General features: G+C 70.9%; 15 protein-coding genes. 6 read left to right on the top strand and 9 right to left on the bottom strand.

The genetic code is table 11. From position 1 onward, the window contains the following. Positions 1-50: 50 nt before the first annotated feature. Entirely contained in the window at positions 51-836 is a 786-nt protein-coding gene (gene nagB / locus RBJ65_RS05245; RefSeq protein ID WP_306323427.1) for a glucosamine-6-phosphate deaminase, read from the bottom strand. A gap of 275 nt (positions 837-1111) precedes the next feature. Between nagB and RBJ65_RS05250 the strand changes: the two genes are divergently transcribed. Continuing rightward, positions 1112-2188 carry an SIS domain-containing protein gene (locus RBJ65_RS05250; protein ID WP_306323428.1) on the top strand — a complete coding sequence of 359 codons (1077 nt, stop codon included), beginning with the start codon at positions 1112-1114 and terminating at the stop codon, positions 2186-2188. A 422-nt stretch (positions 2189-2610) separates the two neighbouring features. After that, on the top strand, positions 2611-4077 hold the full coding sequence (locus tag RBJ65_RS05255; RefSeq protein ID WP_306323459.1) for a PAS domain-containing sensor histidine kinase: 1467 nt from the start codon (positions 2611-2613) through the stop codon (positions 4075-4077). Positions 4078-4276: 199 nt separating this feature from the next. Here RBJ65_RS05255 and RBJ65_RS05260 read toward each other — a convergent pair whose 3' ends face one another. Together RBJ65_RS05260 and RBJ65_RS05265 are read right to left on the bottom strand one after the other, a co-directional pair. Then, positions 4277-4534, bottom strand: a complete 258-nt coding sequence (locus RBJ65_RS05260; RefSeq protein WP_016639615.1) for a WhiB family transcriptional regulator — start codon at positions 4532-4534, stop codon at positions 4277-4279. Between the two features lie 321 nt (positions 4535-4855). Further along, on the bottom strand, positions 4856-5824 hold the full coding sequence (locus RBJ65_RS05265; protein ID WP_306323429.1) for a diacylglycerol kinase family protein: 969 nt from the start codon (positions 5822-5824) through the stop codon (positions 4856-4858). A 139-nt stretch (positions 5825-5963) separates the two neighbouring features. On the opposite strand from RBJ65_RS05265, the gene RBJ65_RS05270 reads away from it, so the two are divergent. Further along, positions 5964-6413, top strand: coding sequence for a hypothetical protein (locus RBJ65_RS05270; RefSeq protein WP_306323460.1), 450 nt, complete (start codon positions 5964-5966; stop codon positions 6411-6413). 21 nt (positions 6414-6434) lie between these two features. On the opposite strand, the gene RBJ65_RS05275 is transcribed toward RBJ65_RS05270, so the two are convergent. The 3 genes from RBJ65_RS05275 to RBJ65_RS05285 form a co-directional block, all read right to left on the bottom strand. Continuing rightward, complete coding sequence (locus RBJ65_RS05275; RefSeq protein ID WP_306323430.1) at positions 6435-7496, bottom strand: RNA polymerase sigma factor SigF; 1062 nt, start codon at positions 7494-7496, stop codon at positions 6435-6437. Then, the gene (locus tag RBJ65_RS05280) at positions 7493-7906 is read right to left on the bottom strand and encodes an anti-sigma regulatory factor (RefSeq protein ID WP_306323431.1); all 414 of its coding nucleotides are present in this window, start codon (positions 7904-7906) and stop codon (positions 7493-7495) included. The genes RBJ65_RS05275 and RBJ65_RS05280 overlap by 4 nt, the downstream gene beginning before the upstream one ends. 265 nt (positions 7907-8171) lie before the next feature. Then, entirely contained in the window at positions 8172-8432 is a 261-nt protein-coding gene (locus tag RBJ65_RS05285; protein WP_306323432.1) for a UBP-type zinc finger domain-containing protein, read from the bottom strand. A 51-nt stretch (positions 8433-8483) separates the two neighbouring features. On the opposite strand from RBJ65_RS05285, the gene RBJ65_RS05290 reads away from it, so the two are divergent. Then, positions 8484-10082, top strand: a complete 1599-nt coding sequence (locus RBJ65_RS05290; RefSeq protein ID WP_306323433.1) for a Na+/H+ antiporter — start codon at positions 8484-8486, stop codon at positions 10080-10082. Here RBJ65_RS05290 and RBJ65_RS05295 read toward each other — a convergent pair. From RBJ65_RS05295 to RBJ65_RS05305, 3 genes are all read right to left on the bottom strand, one after another. Continuing rightward, positions 10061-10933 carry a 1-aminocyclopropane-1-carboxylate deaminase/D-cysteine desulfhydrase gene (locus tag RBJ65_RS05295; protein WP_306323461.1) on the bottom strand — a complete coding sequence of 291 codons (873 nt, stop codon included), beginning with the start codon at positions 10931-10933 and terminating at the stop codon, positions 10061-10063. The two genes, RBJ65_RS05290 and RBJ65_RS05295, sit on opposite strands and share 22 nt — an antisense overlap. A 127-nt stretch (positions 10934-11060) precedes the next feature. Beyond that, entirely contained in the window at positions 11061-11651 is a 591-nt protein-coding gene (locus RBJ65_RS05300) for an N-acetylmuramoyl-L-alanine amidase (RefSeq protein ID WP_306323434.1), read from the bottom strand. Positions 11652-11793: 142 nt separating this feature from the next. Next, complete coding sequence (locus RBJ65_RS05305; protein ID WP_306323435.1) at positions 11794-12027, bottom strand: hypothetical protein; 234 nt, start codon at positions 12025-12027, stop codon at positions 11794-11796. Positions 12028-12247: 220 nt separating this feature from the next. Between RBJ65_RS05305 and RBJ65_RS05310 the strand changes: the two genes are divergently transcribed. Beyond that, positions 12248-13657 (top strand): family 2B encapsulin nanocompartment shell protein, encoded by a 1410-nt coding sequence (locus tag RBJ65_RS05310; RefSeq protein WP_306323436.1) that lies wholly within the window; start codon positions 12248-12250, stop codon positions 13655-13657. Between the two features lie 112 nt (positions 13658-13769). Beyond that, positions 13770-14906: a family 2 encapsulin nanocompartment cargo protein polyprenyl transferase gene (locus RBJ65_RS05315; protein ID WP_306323437.1), complete on the top strand. Its 1137-nt coding sequence runs from the start codon at positions 13770-13772 to the stop codon at positions 14904-14906. Positions 14907-14992: the final 86 nt, after the last annotated feature.

The raw sequence follows: 14992 nt of genomic DNA on the forward strand, positions 1-14992 counted from the left end.
GGGTCCGGGGCAGAGCCCCGGGACCGCGACCACGGGTGAGCGGAACTGGCCTACAGGCCCTGCCACTTCGGCTTGTTCACGTACGTGTGACGGAAGTAGTCCGCGAGCTTCAGCTTCGACGCCGCCGCCTCGTCCACCACCACGGTCGCGTGCGGATGCAACTGCAACGCCGACGCCGGCACCACAGAGGCCACAGGCCCCTCGACGGTCGCCGCCACCGCATCCGCCTTGCCCTCACCCGTGGCAAGCAGCACCAGGTGCCGCGCCTCCAGGATCGTCCCGATGCCCTGCGTGATGACGTGCCGCGGCACCTGGCTCAGGTCCCCGTCGAAGAACCTCGCGTTGTCCGTGATCGTCTGCTCGGTCAGCGTCTTGATCCGGGTCCTGGACGCGATCGACGAACACGGCTCGTTGAACCCGATGTGCCCGTCCGTCCCGATCCCCAGCAGCTGCAGATCCACGCCCCCGGCGTCCGCCAGCGCCTTGTCGTACGCCTCGCACGCCGCCTGCACGTCCGCCGCGCTGCCGTCCGGGCCCATGAACGACGCCTCGCTCAGCCCGAGCGGCTCCACGACCTGCCGCAACACCGTCGCCCGGTACGACTCCGGGTGCCCGGTCGGCAGCCCCACGTACTCGTCGAGCTGGGCGATCCGCGCCTTCGACGCGTCGACCGCACCGGCGCCCACCTGGGCCGCCAACGCCTCGTAGATGGGCAGCGGAGTCGAGCCGGTGGCGACGCCGAGCAGCGCGTCGGGCTTGCGCCGCAGCAGTTGGGCCATCGCCTCGGCGATCAGCTCGCCGCCTGCCTTGGCGTCCGGAACGATCACAACTTCCACGCTGGGCCTGCCGTTCTGGTCAGAGGGGTGTCAGGAGAGACATGGGGACTGGCGTGTGGTTTAGACCAATCTAGCAAAGCGGGACCCCATCGGGCAGGCCCTTCGGGACCGCTCCTGTACATGCTCATCGCTGCACCGGTTCTCGGCACGTCAGAAGGGCCCGGCGGTCGACCCGGCGGGCGCCACCGGCCCCGTACGGCCACAGTGGAAGGTGACCGCAGCCCGCCGGAACCCGACGCCCACCCGCCCCCCGCCGACCCACCGGAGGTGCCCGCATGACCGCCCCCGCTCCCACCCCCGAGCCCGCCCCGGAGCGCCCCGGCCGGATCATGACGCGGGAGATGCGCGAGCAGCCCGACGTGCTGCGCCGCCTCCTCGCCACCGGCGCCCCGCGCATCCAGGACGTCGCCCGCCAGGTCGCCGCCCGCGCCCCCCGCTTCGTCCTGCTCACCGCCCGCGGCACCTCCGACAACGCCGCGCTCTACGCCAAGTACCTCCTGGAGATCCAGCTGGGCCTGCCCTGCGGCCTCGCCTCGATGTCCACCACCACGGCCTACGGCGCCCGCCCCGACCTGCGCGACGTCCTCGTGATCACGGTCAGCCAGTCCGGCGGCTCGCCCGACCTCGTCGCCTCCACGAAGGCCGCCCGCGAGGCCGGCGCGATCACCCTCGCCGTGACCAACAACCCGGACTCCCCGCTGGCCGCCGTCTCCGAGCACCACATCGACATCATGGCCGGTCCGGAAAAGGCGCTGCCCGCGACGAAGACGTACACCGCCTCCCTGCTCGCCCTGTACCTCTTCGTGGAAGGCCTGCGCGGCGGCGACGGATCAGCCGCGGCCCCACTGCCGGAGCACGCCACCGAGATCCTCGCCCGCCAGGACGAGGTCCGCGCCCTGGCCGCCCGCTACCGCTTCGCCGAGCGCATGGTGATCACCTCGCGCGGCTACGGCTACCCGACCGCCAAGGAAGCCGCCCTCAAGCTGATGGAGACCAGCTACATCCCCGCCCTCTCCTACTCCGGCGCCGACCTGCTGCACGGCCCGCTCGCCATGGTCGACAACATCTCCCCGGTGATCGCCGTGGTCACCGACGGCCGCGGCGGCGACGCCCTGCAACCCGTCCTCGACCGGCTCCGCGGCCGGGGCGCCGACCTGATGGTGATCGGCCCGGAGGCCCAGGTGGCCCGCGCCTCCGCCGGCTTCGTGCTCCCCACCGAGGGGGTTGCCGAGGAGGTCCAGCCGGTCCTCGAAATCCTCCCGCTCCAGCTCCTCGCGTACGAGGTGACGATCGCCCGCGGCCAGGACCCCGACGCCCCCCGCGCCCTCGCCAAGGTCACGGAAACCCGCTGACCCGCAAATGAACCGACCGGACCCGGCACTCGTGCAGGGGTGCGTACGTTGAAATGGGAGAACCCCACGACTGGGAGAAACCCACAACAACAAACCTCCGCACACGCATGGACATACCAGAATGGTCTAGTCCACAATGCGTAACTGAGGCTTCCGCCCTCCCCGCACAGGAGGACGGACAGAGGAACCGACGCTCTCTGCCCTGACCGCGTCGGATCCTCGATCGGCAGCCGGGACCGCACACCTGGAAGCCGGTGCACCTGAAGGGCTGCGGTGCTTGGGGAAGGGTTGAGGGTCCCGACCCCCGGCGCCGCGGCCCGTCGGTCTTTCCGGGCCCGGCGCCCCTCGCCCCCGGAGATCCTCGGGCCCGGACCTTTTCGAACCCCTGCGCCCCGCCGGTTAAGCTCGGCCTCGTGCCCTCCATGAACGATCTCGTCCGCCAGCACACCGCCCTCGGTGACTCCGACCTCGAGTGGCTCCATCTGCTGGTCTCGGAGTGGCAGTTGCTCTCCGACCTCTCCTTCGCCGACCTCGTCCTGTGGGTCCCCACCCACGACGGCACGCGATACGTCTCCGTGGCCCAGATGCGGCCCAACACAGGACCCACGTCCTACCAGGACGACATGGTCGGCCACCTCGTCCCGCGCGGCCGCCGCCCCATGCTGGACGTCGCGCTCGACGAGGGCCGCATCGTGCGCGAGGGCGACCCCGAATGGCGCGAGGAGGTCCCGGTGCGGGTGGAGTCCATCCCCGTACGCAGGGAGGGCCGGGTCCTCGGCGTCATCGCGCGGAACACGAACCTGCTGACCGTCCGCACGCCCTCCCGCCTTGAGCTGACCTACCTCCAGTCGGCCTCCGACCTCGCGCAGATGATCGCGGCCGGTACGTTCCCGTTCCCCGACCAGCAGGTCGACATGGACGCCTCCCCGCGCGCGGGCGACGGCCTGATCAGGCTCGACGCGGACGGCGTCGTCCAGTACGCCTCGCCCAACGCCCTGTCCGCTTACCACCGGTTGGGCTTCCAGGCCGACCTGGTCGGCCACCACCTCGGCACGACGACGGCCGAACTCGCCCCGTCCCGCGGCCCGGTGGACGAGGCGCTCGCCAAGGTGGCCAGCGGCTGGGCGCCGCGCGAGTTCGAGATCGAGGGCGAGGAGGGATCGATTCAGCTCCGCGCGATCCCGCTCAAGCCCAAGGGTGCCCGCATCGGCTCGCTCGTCCTGCTGCGCGACGTCACCGAACTGCGCCGCCGCGAACGCGAGTTGATCACAAAGGACGCGACCATCCGGGAGATCCACCACCGGGTGAAGAACAACCTCCAGACGGTCGCCGCCCTGCTCCGCCTCCAGGCCCGCCGTATCGGCTCCGACGGCGGCCGCGAGGCCCTGGAGGAGGCGGTCCGCCGCGTGGGCTCCATCGCGATCGTGCACGAGACGCTCTCCCAGAACCTGGACGAGCGCGTGGAGTTCGACGAGATCGCCGACCGCGTCCTCGCCATGGTGGCGGAGATCTCACCGGGCCAGGTGGTGGGCCGGCGCACCGGCCGCTTCGGCATCCTGGACGCCGAGGTGGCCACCCCGCTCTCCATGGTGCTCACCGAGGTGCTGCAGAACGCACTTGAGCACGGCTACCGCCAGGGCGACACCGGCACCGTCGAGGTCTCGGCCGTGCGCGGCGGCACCAGCAAGGAGGCCCGCCTCCTGATCACCATTCAGGACGACGGCGTCGGCCTGCCCGAGAACTTCGACCCGAAGAGCGCCGGGAACCTGGGCCTGCAGATCGTACGCACCTTGGTGGAGGGCGAGTTGAGCGGAACGTTCGACATGGTCCCCGCACCGGAGCGCGGCACCCAGGTCATCCTCGACATCCCCGTACGCAACAGCAAATAGCCGCTGCCCGCCCCGCCTGCGCACAGCAGTGAGCCCCGGACCGTCGGAACGGTCCGGGGCTCACTGCTCGCGTTGCTCGGGTCAAATCCCGGGCTGAGCCTGGGAGAGCATCGGGGGGTACTGCGCGCTGCGGCTCGGGGGCGGGAGATGCGTACTCGATGTACGCGCCGCCGTGCTCAGGCTCGTACGGGGTGCGGGATCAGGCGGAGGCCTGACGGGCCCGGTTGCGAGCGGCGCGGCGCTTCATCGCGCGGCGCTCGTCCTCGCTGAGGCCACCCCAGACGCCGGAGTCCTGGCCGGACTCGAGCGCCCACTGCAGGCACTGCTCCATGACGGGGCAGCGGCGGCAGACGGCCTTGGCTTCCTCGATCTGCAGCAGCGCGGGACCGGTGTTGCCGATGGGGAAGAACAGCTCGGGGTCTTCCTCGCGGCAAACGGCGTTGTGACGCCAGTCCATGGCTGCTACCTCTCCTTGGTATGACTGTGCAGGTTGCTTGTGAATGTGAACGCTTTCACGAAAGCCTCAACAAATGAACCGGACGAACGTCACATCTGCGACGGGTGTCCGTTGCTTTGAGGAGGGGATTCGGGCTCTCTGTGGGGCCGGTGTTGCGGGCCGTCCTGAGCGCCAAGTAGAGATTCGCAAACCTCGGCGGCGGATACAACCCCTTCTGGAAAGTTTTTTTTGATTCCTCGGTGTCGGCTAGGTCACAGCCGTACTTCCATGGGGTGGATGCCAGCCCAAACGTTCGAGATGAAGGACTTTAGTCCCTTCCACTCACACAATCACACGCAGTGCACGGCGTACGCCTGTGAACGTCACGCTGGTCCGCAGCCCCAGGTGGTCACCGTCCATCTGAAGGGGCAGAGGCGCCTTCGAATGCAAGGTGAAGTCGGTCAGGTCGTGGAGCGTGACCGCGTTCTTTCCGTGCGGGCCGCGTTCGGGGGTCGAGGCCAGCAGCTGGGTGCCGTAGCGGGCCACCGCGGGAGTCGAGAGTTTCTTGAGTCCCAGCACGTCAAGGCCGGTGTCGAAGGACGCCTGGGGCGTCGGATACAGCGGCCGGTTGCCCAGGAAGGACCACGGAGACGTGTTGCTGACTATGGAGACGACGAGATCCGTGACCGGATCCTCGCCCGGCCGTTCGAGCGTGATCGTGCCGTGCCGGCGGTCGGCCTCGCCGAGGAACTGGCGCACCACTTGTCGCACGTACAGGGCATGGGTCGAACGCTTGCCGCGCTCCCGCTGCTGCTCCACCCGGCCGACCACGCCCGCGTCGAAGCCGAGGCCCGAGGCGAAGGTGAACCAGCGCGACGGCACGCCCTCGTCCTCCGTGCCGGGGGTGCCCGAGGCGAGGCCGAGGCCCACCGTGCGCCGACGGCCCTCGCGCAGCGCGTCCAGGAGCTGCCCAGTGGCCTCCACGGGGTGGTTCGGCAGGCCCAGGGCGCGCGCGAAGACGTTCGTGGAACCGCCGGGGACGACGGCGAGGCCGGGGAGGCGGTCGAGGTCGGGGCCCTGGTGCAGCAGGCCGTTCACGACCTCGTTGACCGTGCCGTCGCCGCCGAGGGCGACGACCAGCTCGATGTCCTTGCTCTCGGCGGCCTGCCGGCCCAGGTCGCGCGCGTGGCCTCGATACTCGGTGGTCACGGCCTCGAGCTTCATCTCGCTCGCCAGCGCGTGGATCAGGACATCGCGCGTGCGCGCGCTGGTGGTGGTTGCCGCCGGATTGACCACGAGAAGTGCACGCATGCAAGGCAGCGTACCCAGCGGCCTTGATCCGGCCCAGGCCGAGGTGGGCGTCGGACGGGAGTCCACACAGATCCTGCGCACGGATCCCGCGCGGGGTCCGGCCTTCGGGGCGGCGGCGGACGGCGGCTACTCTGCAAAGGTGACCTCAGAGCAGAACCCCGCCCCCGAGCCCTCCGACGCCGAAGACGGCCCCCGCCCCGGCCGGCTGACCGCCGCGGCCGCGCTGGCCGGACTCGAAGGACTCGCGCTCGTCGTGGGCGGCGCCTACATGCTGGTCGCCGGTCTCGCCGGGCACCCCGACAATCCGGAGCAGGCCGTCACCGGCGGCGTCACGCTCATCGTGCTCGCGCTGCTGCCGCTGTTCGCCGCGCGCGGACTGCTCGCCCGCAAGAGCTGGAGCCGCGGCCCCGCGATCATCACGCAGATCATGGCGCTGCCGGTGGCCTACACGCTGCTGCAGGCCGACAGCATGGCGATCGGCGCCGGCATCGCGCTCGCCGCCGTGTCGATCGCCTCACTGGTGCTGCTCGTCAACCGGGAGACCACGCGCGCGCTGGGCATCCGTACGCCGGGGTCGTCCTCCCAGTAGTCCCGCTCCTCGAAGCCGGGGTCACTCCTCGACGAGCAGCTTGTCCCGGAGCTGGGCCAGGGTGCGGGCCAGCAGGCGGGAGACGTGCATCTGGGAGATGCCGACCTCCTGCGCGATCTGCGACTGCGTCATGTTCCCGAAGAACCGCAGCAGCAGAATGCGCTTCTCGCGCGGCGGCAGGTCCTCCAGGAGCGGCTTGAGGGACTCGCGGTACTCGACGCCCTCGAGCGCCTCGTCCTCCGCGCCCAGCGTGTCCGCGACCGCCGGGGACTCGTCGTCCGTGTCCGGGACGTCCAGGGACAGCGTGGAGTACGCGTTGGCCGACTCCAGGCCCTCCAGGACCTCCTCCTCGGAGATGGCCAGCTTCTCGGCCAGCTCGTGCACCGTGGGGGAGCGGCCGTGCAGCTGGGACAGCTCCGCCGTCGCCGAGGTCAGGGCCAGACGCAGCTCCTGGAGGCGGCGCGGCACGCGCACGGCCCAGCCCTTGTCGCGGAAGTGCCGCTTGATCTCACCGACGACCGTCGGCGTCGCGTACGTGGAGAACTCCACGCCGCGCTCCGGGTCGAAGCGGTCGACCGACTTGATCAGGCCGATCGTCGCGACCTGCGTCAGGTCGTCGAGGGGCTCGCCGCGGTTGCGGAAGCGGCGGGCCAGATGCTCGACGAGCGGCAGGTGCATGCGGACGAGCTGATTGCGCAGGTCCGCGTACTCCGGGCTGCCGTCCTTCAGCGTGCGCAGCTCGATGAACATCGCCCGCGCGCCGCTGCGGTCCGTCGGATCGTGCCGGCCGTGCTGCTCACCGTGTCGCTCGTGGTCGCTCATCAATCCCGCCCGTCGCGCGTCCGATCCCCCTGAGCCCCCGCGAAGTACGGCCCCCGAGGTCGGCGCTGCCTGCTGTGCCGCGTCGGCCGCCGGGGCCGCCGTGTCCGCAGCATCCGCAGTGTCCTCGACGGACTCCGGGTGCTGCCGGGCCTGCTGCTCGGGGATGCCGGTGGTCGGCCGTCGCATCCCGCCAGTGCCCTCGGCCGGGAGATCCCGGGTGCCGCGCTTGTCGTCCCGCACCGGACCGTCCCCGTTCCTCACGTCGGGCCGGGGCCCGCGCCGCGCTTCTTGTAGAGGCTGATGGAGACGGTCTTGTCCTCGGCCACCGCGGAGTCGACCTGGCCCGCGAGGGCCGAGAGCACCGTCCACGCGAAGGTGTCGCGCTCCGGCGCCCTGCCGTCGGTCGTGGGCGCGGAGACCGTCACCTCCAAGGAGTCGTCGACAAGACGGAACACGCAGCTGAGCACGGAGCCCGCGACGGCCTGCTGGAGCAGGATCGCGCACGCCTCGTCGACAGCGATGCGAAGGTCCTCGATCTCGTCGAGGGTGAAGTCCAAACGCGCCGCGAGGCCGGCCGTCGCCGTACGCAGCACCGACAGGTAGGCACCCGCAGCCGGGAGTCGGACTTCCACGAAGTCCTGATTTCCGGGGTCGCCTGCGATCTGGGACACCCTCACCTCCAAGGTGGTACAAGCACTTTCGGGCTCCGGAGGCGTCGTCCCCCGGGTGATGCGCCACTTATATCTGCGGTGACGCTACCGCGCGCCCGACTTTCCTGTCCCGGGGACCCCCGGCCCATTGCTGTCACTCATAGTAAGCCTACGGGTACGGACAGTGGCTAGAGGGTGTGCGGGCCCAATTGGAAAGAGCGGGCGCCGGGTTGACGTACCCAGGCACAAGTGGATCGAACCCAAGCGGGGTCCGGGATCGGCCGCGTCAGACGAGAATCGCGTCGACAAAGCACCAACGCCAGCTCTCACCAGGCTCGAAGGTGCGCATGACCGGATGGCCGGTCTCGGCGTGGTGCGCCGTCGCGTGCCGGTACGGCGACGAGTCGCAGCATCCGACGTGGCCGCAGTCCAGACACAGCCGTAGTTGCACAGGGTGACTGCCGACGGCCAGACACTCCAGGCAGGTCTCGCTCAGAGGTGCGGGCTCGGGGTGCGGCAGCGCGGCGACGTGCGAGCACTCGTTCATGATGGCCAGGTTACGACGGGTGGCGCGGAGCAGGGTGACGAAAGGCGGGTCATGGACGTATTGCCCTTGGTGGGTCTGATCGCCGTGAGCGCGGCCGTGGCGGGAGCGGCGCGCAGGACGCCCGTGCCGGCCCCGCTCCTGCTGGTCGCGATCGGACTCGTGGCGTCCTACGTGCCGTGGGTTCCGCAGTACATGCTCGACCCGCACATCGTGCTGCCGCTGATCCTGCCGCCACTGCTGCACACCGCCGCCCTGGAGAGCTCCTACCTCGACCTGCGGGCGAACATCAGGCCCGTCGCGCTGCTCTCCGTGGGGTACGTCCTGTTCGCGACGCTCGCCGTGGGCTGGCTCGCGTACGAGCTGATCCCGGACCTGCCGCTGACCGCGGCGCTCGTCCTGGGCGCGGTGATCGCGCCGCCCGACGCGGTGGCCGCCACCGCGATCGCCCGGCGGGTGGGGCTGCCCTCGCGGATCACCACGATCCTCCAGGGCGAGTCCCTCGTGAACGACGCCACCGCGATCACCGCCTACAAGGTGGCGCTCGCCGCCGCCGTGGGCGAGGGCGCCAGCTGGGCGGGCGGGATCAAGGAGTTCCTGGTGGCGGCCGTCGGCGGGGTCGGCGTGGGGCTGCTCCTGATGGTGCCGCTGCACTGGTTGCGCACGCACCTCAAGGAAGCGCTGCTGCAGAACACGCTCTCCCTGCTCATCCCCTTCGTCGCCTACGCGGTCGCGGAGCAGGTGGGCGCCTCCGGAGTGCTCGCCGTCGTGACGGTGGCGCTCTACCTGGGGCACCGTTCCTGGCAGGTCGACTTCGATACGCGGCTCCAGGAGGCCGCGGTGTGGAAGGTCGTGGCGTTCATCCTGGAGTCCGCGGTCTTCGCGCTCATCGGCCTCCAACTGCGCTTCGTCCTCGAAGGCCTCGGCGAGTACAGCGTGGCGCAGGCCGTCTGGTACGCGGTCGGAGTGTTCGTCTTCGTGGTCGTGATCCGCTTCGTGTGGTCGTACCCCGCCACCTACCTGCCGTGGTGCATGTCGCCGCGCATCCGCGCGCGCGAGAGCGACACCGACTGGAAGCGGCCGCTGATCGTCAGCTGGGCCGGCATGCGGGGCGTGGTGTCGCTGGCCATCGCGTTCTCCATCCCGCTGCACACGGAGAGCGGGGAGCCGTTCCCCTCGCGCAACCTGGTGCTCTTCCTGACCTTCACGACAGTCATCGGGACGCTCGTCGTCCAGGGACTCACGCTGCCGCCGCTGATCAAGTGGCTGAAGCTGCCGGGCCGGGACGCGCAGGCCGAGACGCTCGCCGAGGCGCAGGCGCAGAACGCCGCCTCCGTGGCCGCGGAGGAGCGGGTGGAGGAGTTGATGCGGGACGAGCGCAACTGCCTGCCGACGCCGCTCCAGGACCGTCTGCGCACCGTTCTGGAACGCCGCCGCAACTCCGTGTGGGAGCGCCTCGGTCAGGCCAACCCGGTGACCGGGGAGTCCGCCGACGACACGTACCGGCGGCTCGCGCGGGAGGCGATCGCGGCCGAGCGCGAGGTCTTCGTACGGATGCGGGACGAGCGGCGGATCGACGACGAGATGATGCGGACGCTGCTGCGCAAGCTGGACCTGGAGGAGGCCGCCGCCTACCGGGAGGCCGACGGCTGAGCGTCGTCGAAGGGCGCGCCCGTGACGACGGCCGCGAGGGTGGTGCCGCGCGGGAAGGCGCCCTCCTGGGTGAGAGCGACGAGCGCGTACAGCGCCTTCGCTACGTAGAGACGCTCGACCGGCACGCCGTGGCGGGCCTCGAAGTCCTCGGCGAACGCGGCGAGTTCGGCAGGCACGCGCGCGTAGCCGCCGAAGTGGAAACCGTCCGCCACGTGCCAGGCGCCGCGCGGTCCGCCGAACGCTTCCTCCTGGAGGGCGCGGATGTCGGCCGGGAGGAACCCGCCCTTGAGGACCGCGATCCCCAGGGCGCGCTGCTCGGGCGCCAGGCCCGCGGCGAGGCCCGCGAGCGTGCCGCCCGTGCCGCAGGCCAGCGCGACGACGTCCGCGTGACCGCGCAGCTCCCGGCCCAGGTCCGTACAGCCCTGGACGGCAAGGGAGTTGCTGCCGCCCTCGGGGACCACGTACGCGTCGGTGGCGTCGGCCGTGTCGAGGAGGGCGGCCAGCACGTCCGGATCGGTCTTGCGCCGGTACGTCGACCGGTCGACGAAGCGCAGGCGCATCCCGTCGGCCGCGCAGCGCGCCAGGGACGGGTTCAGCGGCCGGTCGGCGAGTTCGTCGCCGCGGACGACGCCGATGGTGGGGACGCCCAGGAGGCGGCCCGCCGCGGCCGTGGCCCGCAGATGGTTCGAGTAGGCGCCCCCGAAGGTGACGATCGCGCGGCCCCCTGCCGCTTTCAGGTTGGGGGCGAGCTTGCGCCACTTGTTGCCGATCAGATCCGGGTGGATCAGGTCGTCCCGCTTGAGCAGCAGGCGCACGCCGTGGCGCGCGAAGCGCTCGTCGTCGGCCTCCATGAGGGGCGACGGGAGACGGGGGCGCAGATCGGCGCTGGTGGAGCGGTGCACCCGGCCATTGTCGGACACCTGGCCGGGTGCTCGCCCTCGCGAAGCGGCCGGCGCAAGGCCGACACAAGAGGGCCGACTACTTGAGCCGGTCCCCGATGCGCTTGCGCATCGACCCCATCGTGAACCCCTTGGGGTCGACCTTCCCCGGCTGCCACTCCAGGTGGCCGATGACCGAGCGCTCCGTCCAGCCGTGGTGGCGGCAGATCGCCGCGGCAGCCTTCTCGATGGCCTCCAACTGGGCGGCGGGCCACGGGTCGTCCCCGTCGCCGAGGTTCTCGCACTCGAAGCCGTAGAAGCGGCTGTTGCCGTCGGTGTTCGCCTCGTTGTCGTGCGGCAGCCGCTTCTCGGCGATCACCGCGCGCAGCACGTCGTCGTCGCCGAGGCCAGCGTGGTTCGCCCGGCCGTAGCCGACCAGGTGGACATGGCCGTCCTTGGTGATGACGCCGTGACACAGCGGGCCCGGCAGGTTCGCGTGACCCTCGCGGCAGATCCGGACCGTGCTCGCGCTGCCCGATGTCGCCGTGTGGTGGATCATCACGCCGTTCACCGGGCCCCAGTCGCCGATGTGGTTGCGGTTGTGATGCCGCCAGTCGCCGACTTCCACCACTGTCAGACCCTCGTCCTTGAGAGCGTCGATGAAGCTGCTTGCGGACATGGGTGGGGCCACGGCCGCCTCCTTCGAGGGAGCGACGGTCGCCGACTGCGCACCGTCTCGTAGGCTTCGCTTTTACCCGGAACTGCCGTTCAGCGACCGGCCGTTCGCATAACGTGCACAAGGTTCGCGTCGGCGGCGTCGGCGGCCGGACCGCTCAACCGCGCAGGAAGCCGTCCCCGTTCACCGCGATGTGCGATTCGAGGGCCTGCAGCGCCTGCTGCGTGGCCTCCGGGCTGCCGCTGCCCCTGCGCTCCGCGTAGTAGGCGGCGCCCAGTTGCTTGAGCAGATCGCCGCCCGCCCGCTGCGCCTGCATCTCGTCCATCTTCTGCTTGCCCTGCGTCAGGCCGCGCTGCGCCTGCTCCTTGGCCCGGTCGAGGAAGCCCGCCATGGTGATCACCCTTCTCGTCTTTACCGTTTCCTGACCAACGCGCACCGGGATCTTCGAGTTCCGGCCGTCGGCGAAACGGGGGCCGGGCGGGCGCGAAGAGTGCCCACCCATGCCCCGTACAACCGCCGTCCATTCCCGCCCATTTGTGTAATGGTGCGATCGCGCTGCGTGCTGAAGGCTTGTCCGCGCAGGTCAGTTCATGATCGGGAGGTCACAGCACATGTCGGTAGGCGAAGAGGTCCGCGAGCAGACGGCCCCCGGACCGCAGAAGAGTCTGGGAACGTCCGCGGCGCGGAACCTGGCCACGACCACCAAGTCCGCACCGCAAATGCAGGAGATCAGCTCCCGCTGGCTGCTGCGGACGCTGCCCTGGGTGGATGTGCAGGGCGGCACGTACCGGGTCAACCGGCGGCTGAGCTACTCGGTCGGCGACGGGCGCATCACGTTCGTGAAGACGGGCGACGATGTCCGGGTCATCCCGGCCGAGCTGGGGGAGCTGCCCGTACTGCGGGACTTCGGGGACGAGCAGGTCCTCGCCGAGCTGGCCCAGCGCTGCACCCAGCGGGAGTTCGCGGCCGGCGAACTGCTCGCCTCGTCCGGCGGTCCGGCCGACGAGGTCTTCCTGATCGCGCACGGCCGCGTGGAGAAGGTCGGCGCGGGCCCGTACGGGGACGACGCCGTGCTCGGAGTCCTCGCTGACGGGGCGCACTTCGGGGAACAGGCGCTGATCGACCCGGAGACCGTCTGGGAGTACACGGCGCGAGCGGCCACCGCGTGCACCGTGCTCACGCTGCCGCGCAGCGACTTCGAGCAGGTCGCCGAGCGTGCCCAGTCGCTGCGCGACCACCTCCAGCGGCTGCGCTCGATTCCCGCGCAGCGGTCCAACAAGTACGGCGAGAAGGAGATCGACCTCTCGGCCGGTCACGTCGGGGAAGCGGTCCTGCCCGGCACGTTCGTCGACTACGAGTCCGCGCCGCGCGAGTACGAACTGAGCGTCGCCCAGACCGTGCTGCGCATCCACACGCGCGTGGCCGACCTCTACAACCAGCCCATGAACCAGACGGAGCACCAACTCCGGCTCACCGTAGAGGCGTTGAAGGAGCGCCAGGAGCACGAACTCATCAACAACCGGGAGTTCGGCCTGCTCAGCAACTGCGAGTACGAGCAGCGCCTGCAGCCGCACGACGGCGCGCCGAGCCCCGACGACATGGACGAGCTGCTCAGCAGGCGGCGCGGCTCCAAGCTGTTCCTCGCGCACCCGAAGGCGATCGCCGCGTTCGGCCGCGAGCTCAACAAGCGCGGCCTGGTCCCCGAGTCCATCGACGTGGCAGGGAACCGCATCCCGACCTGGCGCGGGGTGCCGATCTACCCGTGCAACAAGATCCCGGTCTCCGACAAGCGCACCACATCCATCATCTGCATGCGTACGGGAGAGGAGGAACAAGGCGTCATCGGCCTCCGGCAGTCCGGAATCCCGGACGAGATCGAGCCGAGCCTGTCCGTGCGGTTCATGGGCATCAGCGAGCAGGCGATCATCTCGTACCTGGTGTCGACGTACTACTCGGCGGCGGTCCTGGTGCCCGACGCGCTGGGGGTCCTGGAGAACGTCGAGATCGGGCGGTGGCGGTGACGAGCCGCGCCCGGCCCGCCGTGTCCCCGCCCGGCAGGGCGGGTAGACCGAGGAGGTACGCGCCCACCAGCAGCGGAACCGCCACCGTCCGCACCCTCTCCGGGGTGAGTCCATGACGCAGACGACGGAGCAGCGAGTGGCAGCAGAGCCGGCCGAGGCGGCCGCGGCGCGGGGCGGGGAGATACGGGACACGGCGGAGGGGCCCGAGGCGCAGGAAGCGCAGGAGGCCTCGGCGATCCTGGCGCAGGCCAGGGCCGCGGTCGACCCCGAACTGCGGCGGGCCGTCGAGGCCCTGCCCGGATCCATACGCCGCGTCGCCCTCTACCACTTCGGCTGGGAGCACGCCGACGGCACACCGGCCGCGGGGAACGCGGGCAAGGCCGTGCGGCCCGCCCTCGTGCTCGCGGCGGCGCGGGCCCTCGGCGGGCGGCCCGAGCGGGCGGTGAGGGCGGCTGCCGCGGTGGAGCTGACCCACAACTTCACGTTGCTGCACGACGACGTGATGGACCGGGACGCCACCCGCAGGCACCGGCCCACCGCGTGGACGGTGTTCGGGGACGCCGACGCGATCCTCACGGGTGACGCGATGCAGGCCCAGGCGCAGCGGCTGTTCGCCGACGACCCGCACCCGGCGGCCTCGGCCGCGGCGTCCCGGCTCGCGGCGTGTGTCGTGGAGTTGTGCGAGGGGCAGGCCGTGGACGTTGCTTTGGAGGGGCGGGATCCGGCGGATGTGAGTCTGCCGGAGACGCTGGCCATGGCGGAGGCGAAGACCGGGGCGTTGCTCGGTTGCGCTTGCGCGGTGGGCGGGTTGTACGCGGGGGCCGGTGCGGAGGAGGTCGAGGCGCTCGACGCGTTCGGGCGCTGTGCGGGGCTCGCGTTCCAGCTGATCGACGACGTGATCGGGATCTGGGGGGACCCGGTCCGCACCGGTAAGCCGGCCTGCGCGGACCTCGCCGTACGGAAGAAGTCCCTGCCCGTGGTCGCGGCGCTTGCCTCCGGCGGGGTGGCGGCGGAGGAGTTGGCGGCGTTGTACGGGCCGCCGGACCCGGGGAAGGGGAAGGAGGGAGTGGCGGAACTGGAGGAGATCGCGCTGGCCGTGGAGCGGGCCGGTGGCCGGGACTGGGCGCAGGCGCAGGCCGCGGACCACATGTCGCGTGCGGTGGACCGGCTGTCGCAGGCGGTGCCGGTGCCGGAGGCGGCGGGTGGGTTGTTGTCGTTGGCGGAGTTCGTTACGCGGCGCGGCTACTGATGCCTGCCGGCGGGGTGCCGTGATCGGTTGCGGTACTCCGCCGGAGGGGCGGGGCGGGGGCGGGGTTTACGTCGTCGTGATGCGTT

Source organism: Streptomyces sp. KL109B (assembly GCF_030766935.1).
Lineage (GTDB): Bacteria > Actinomycetota > Actinomycetes > Streptomycetales > Streptomycetaceae > Streptomyces.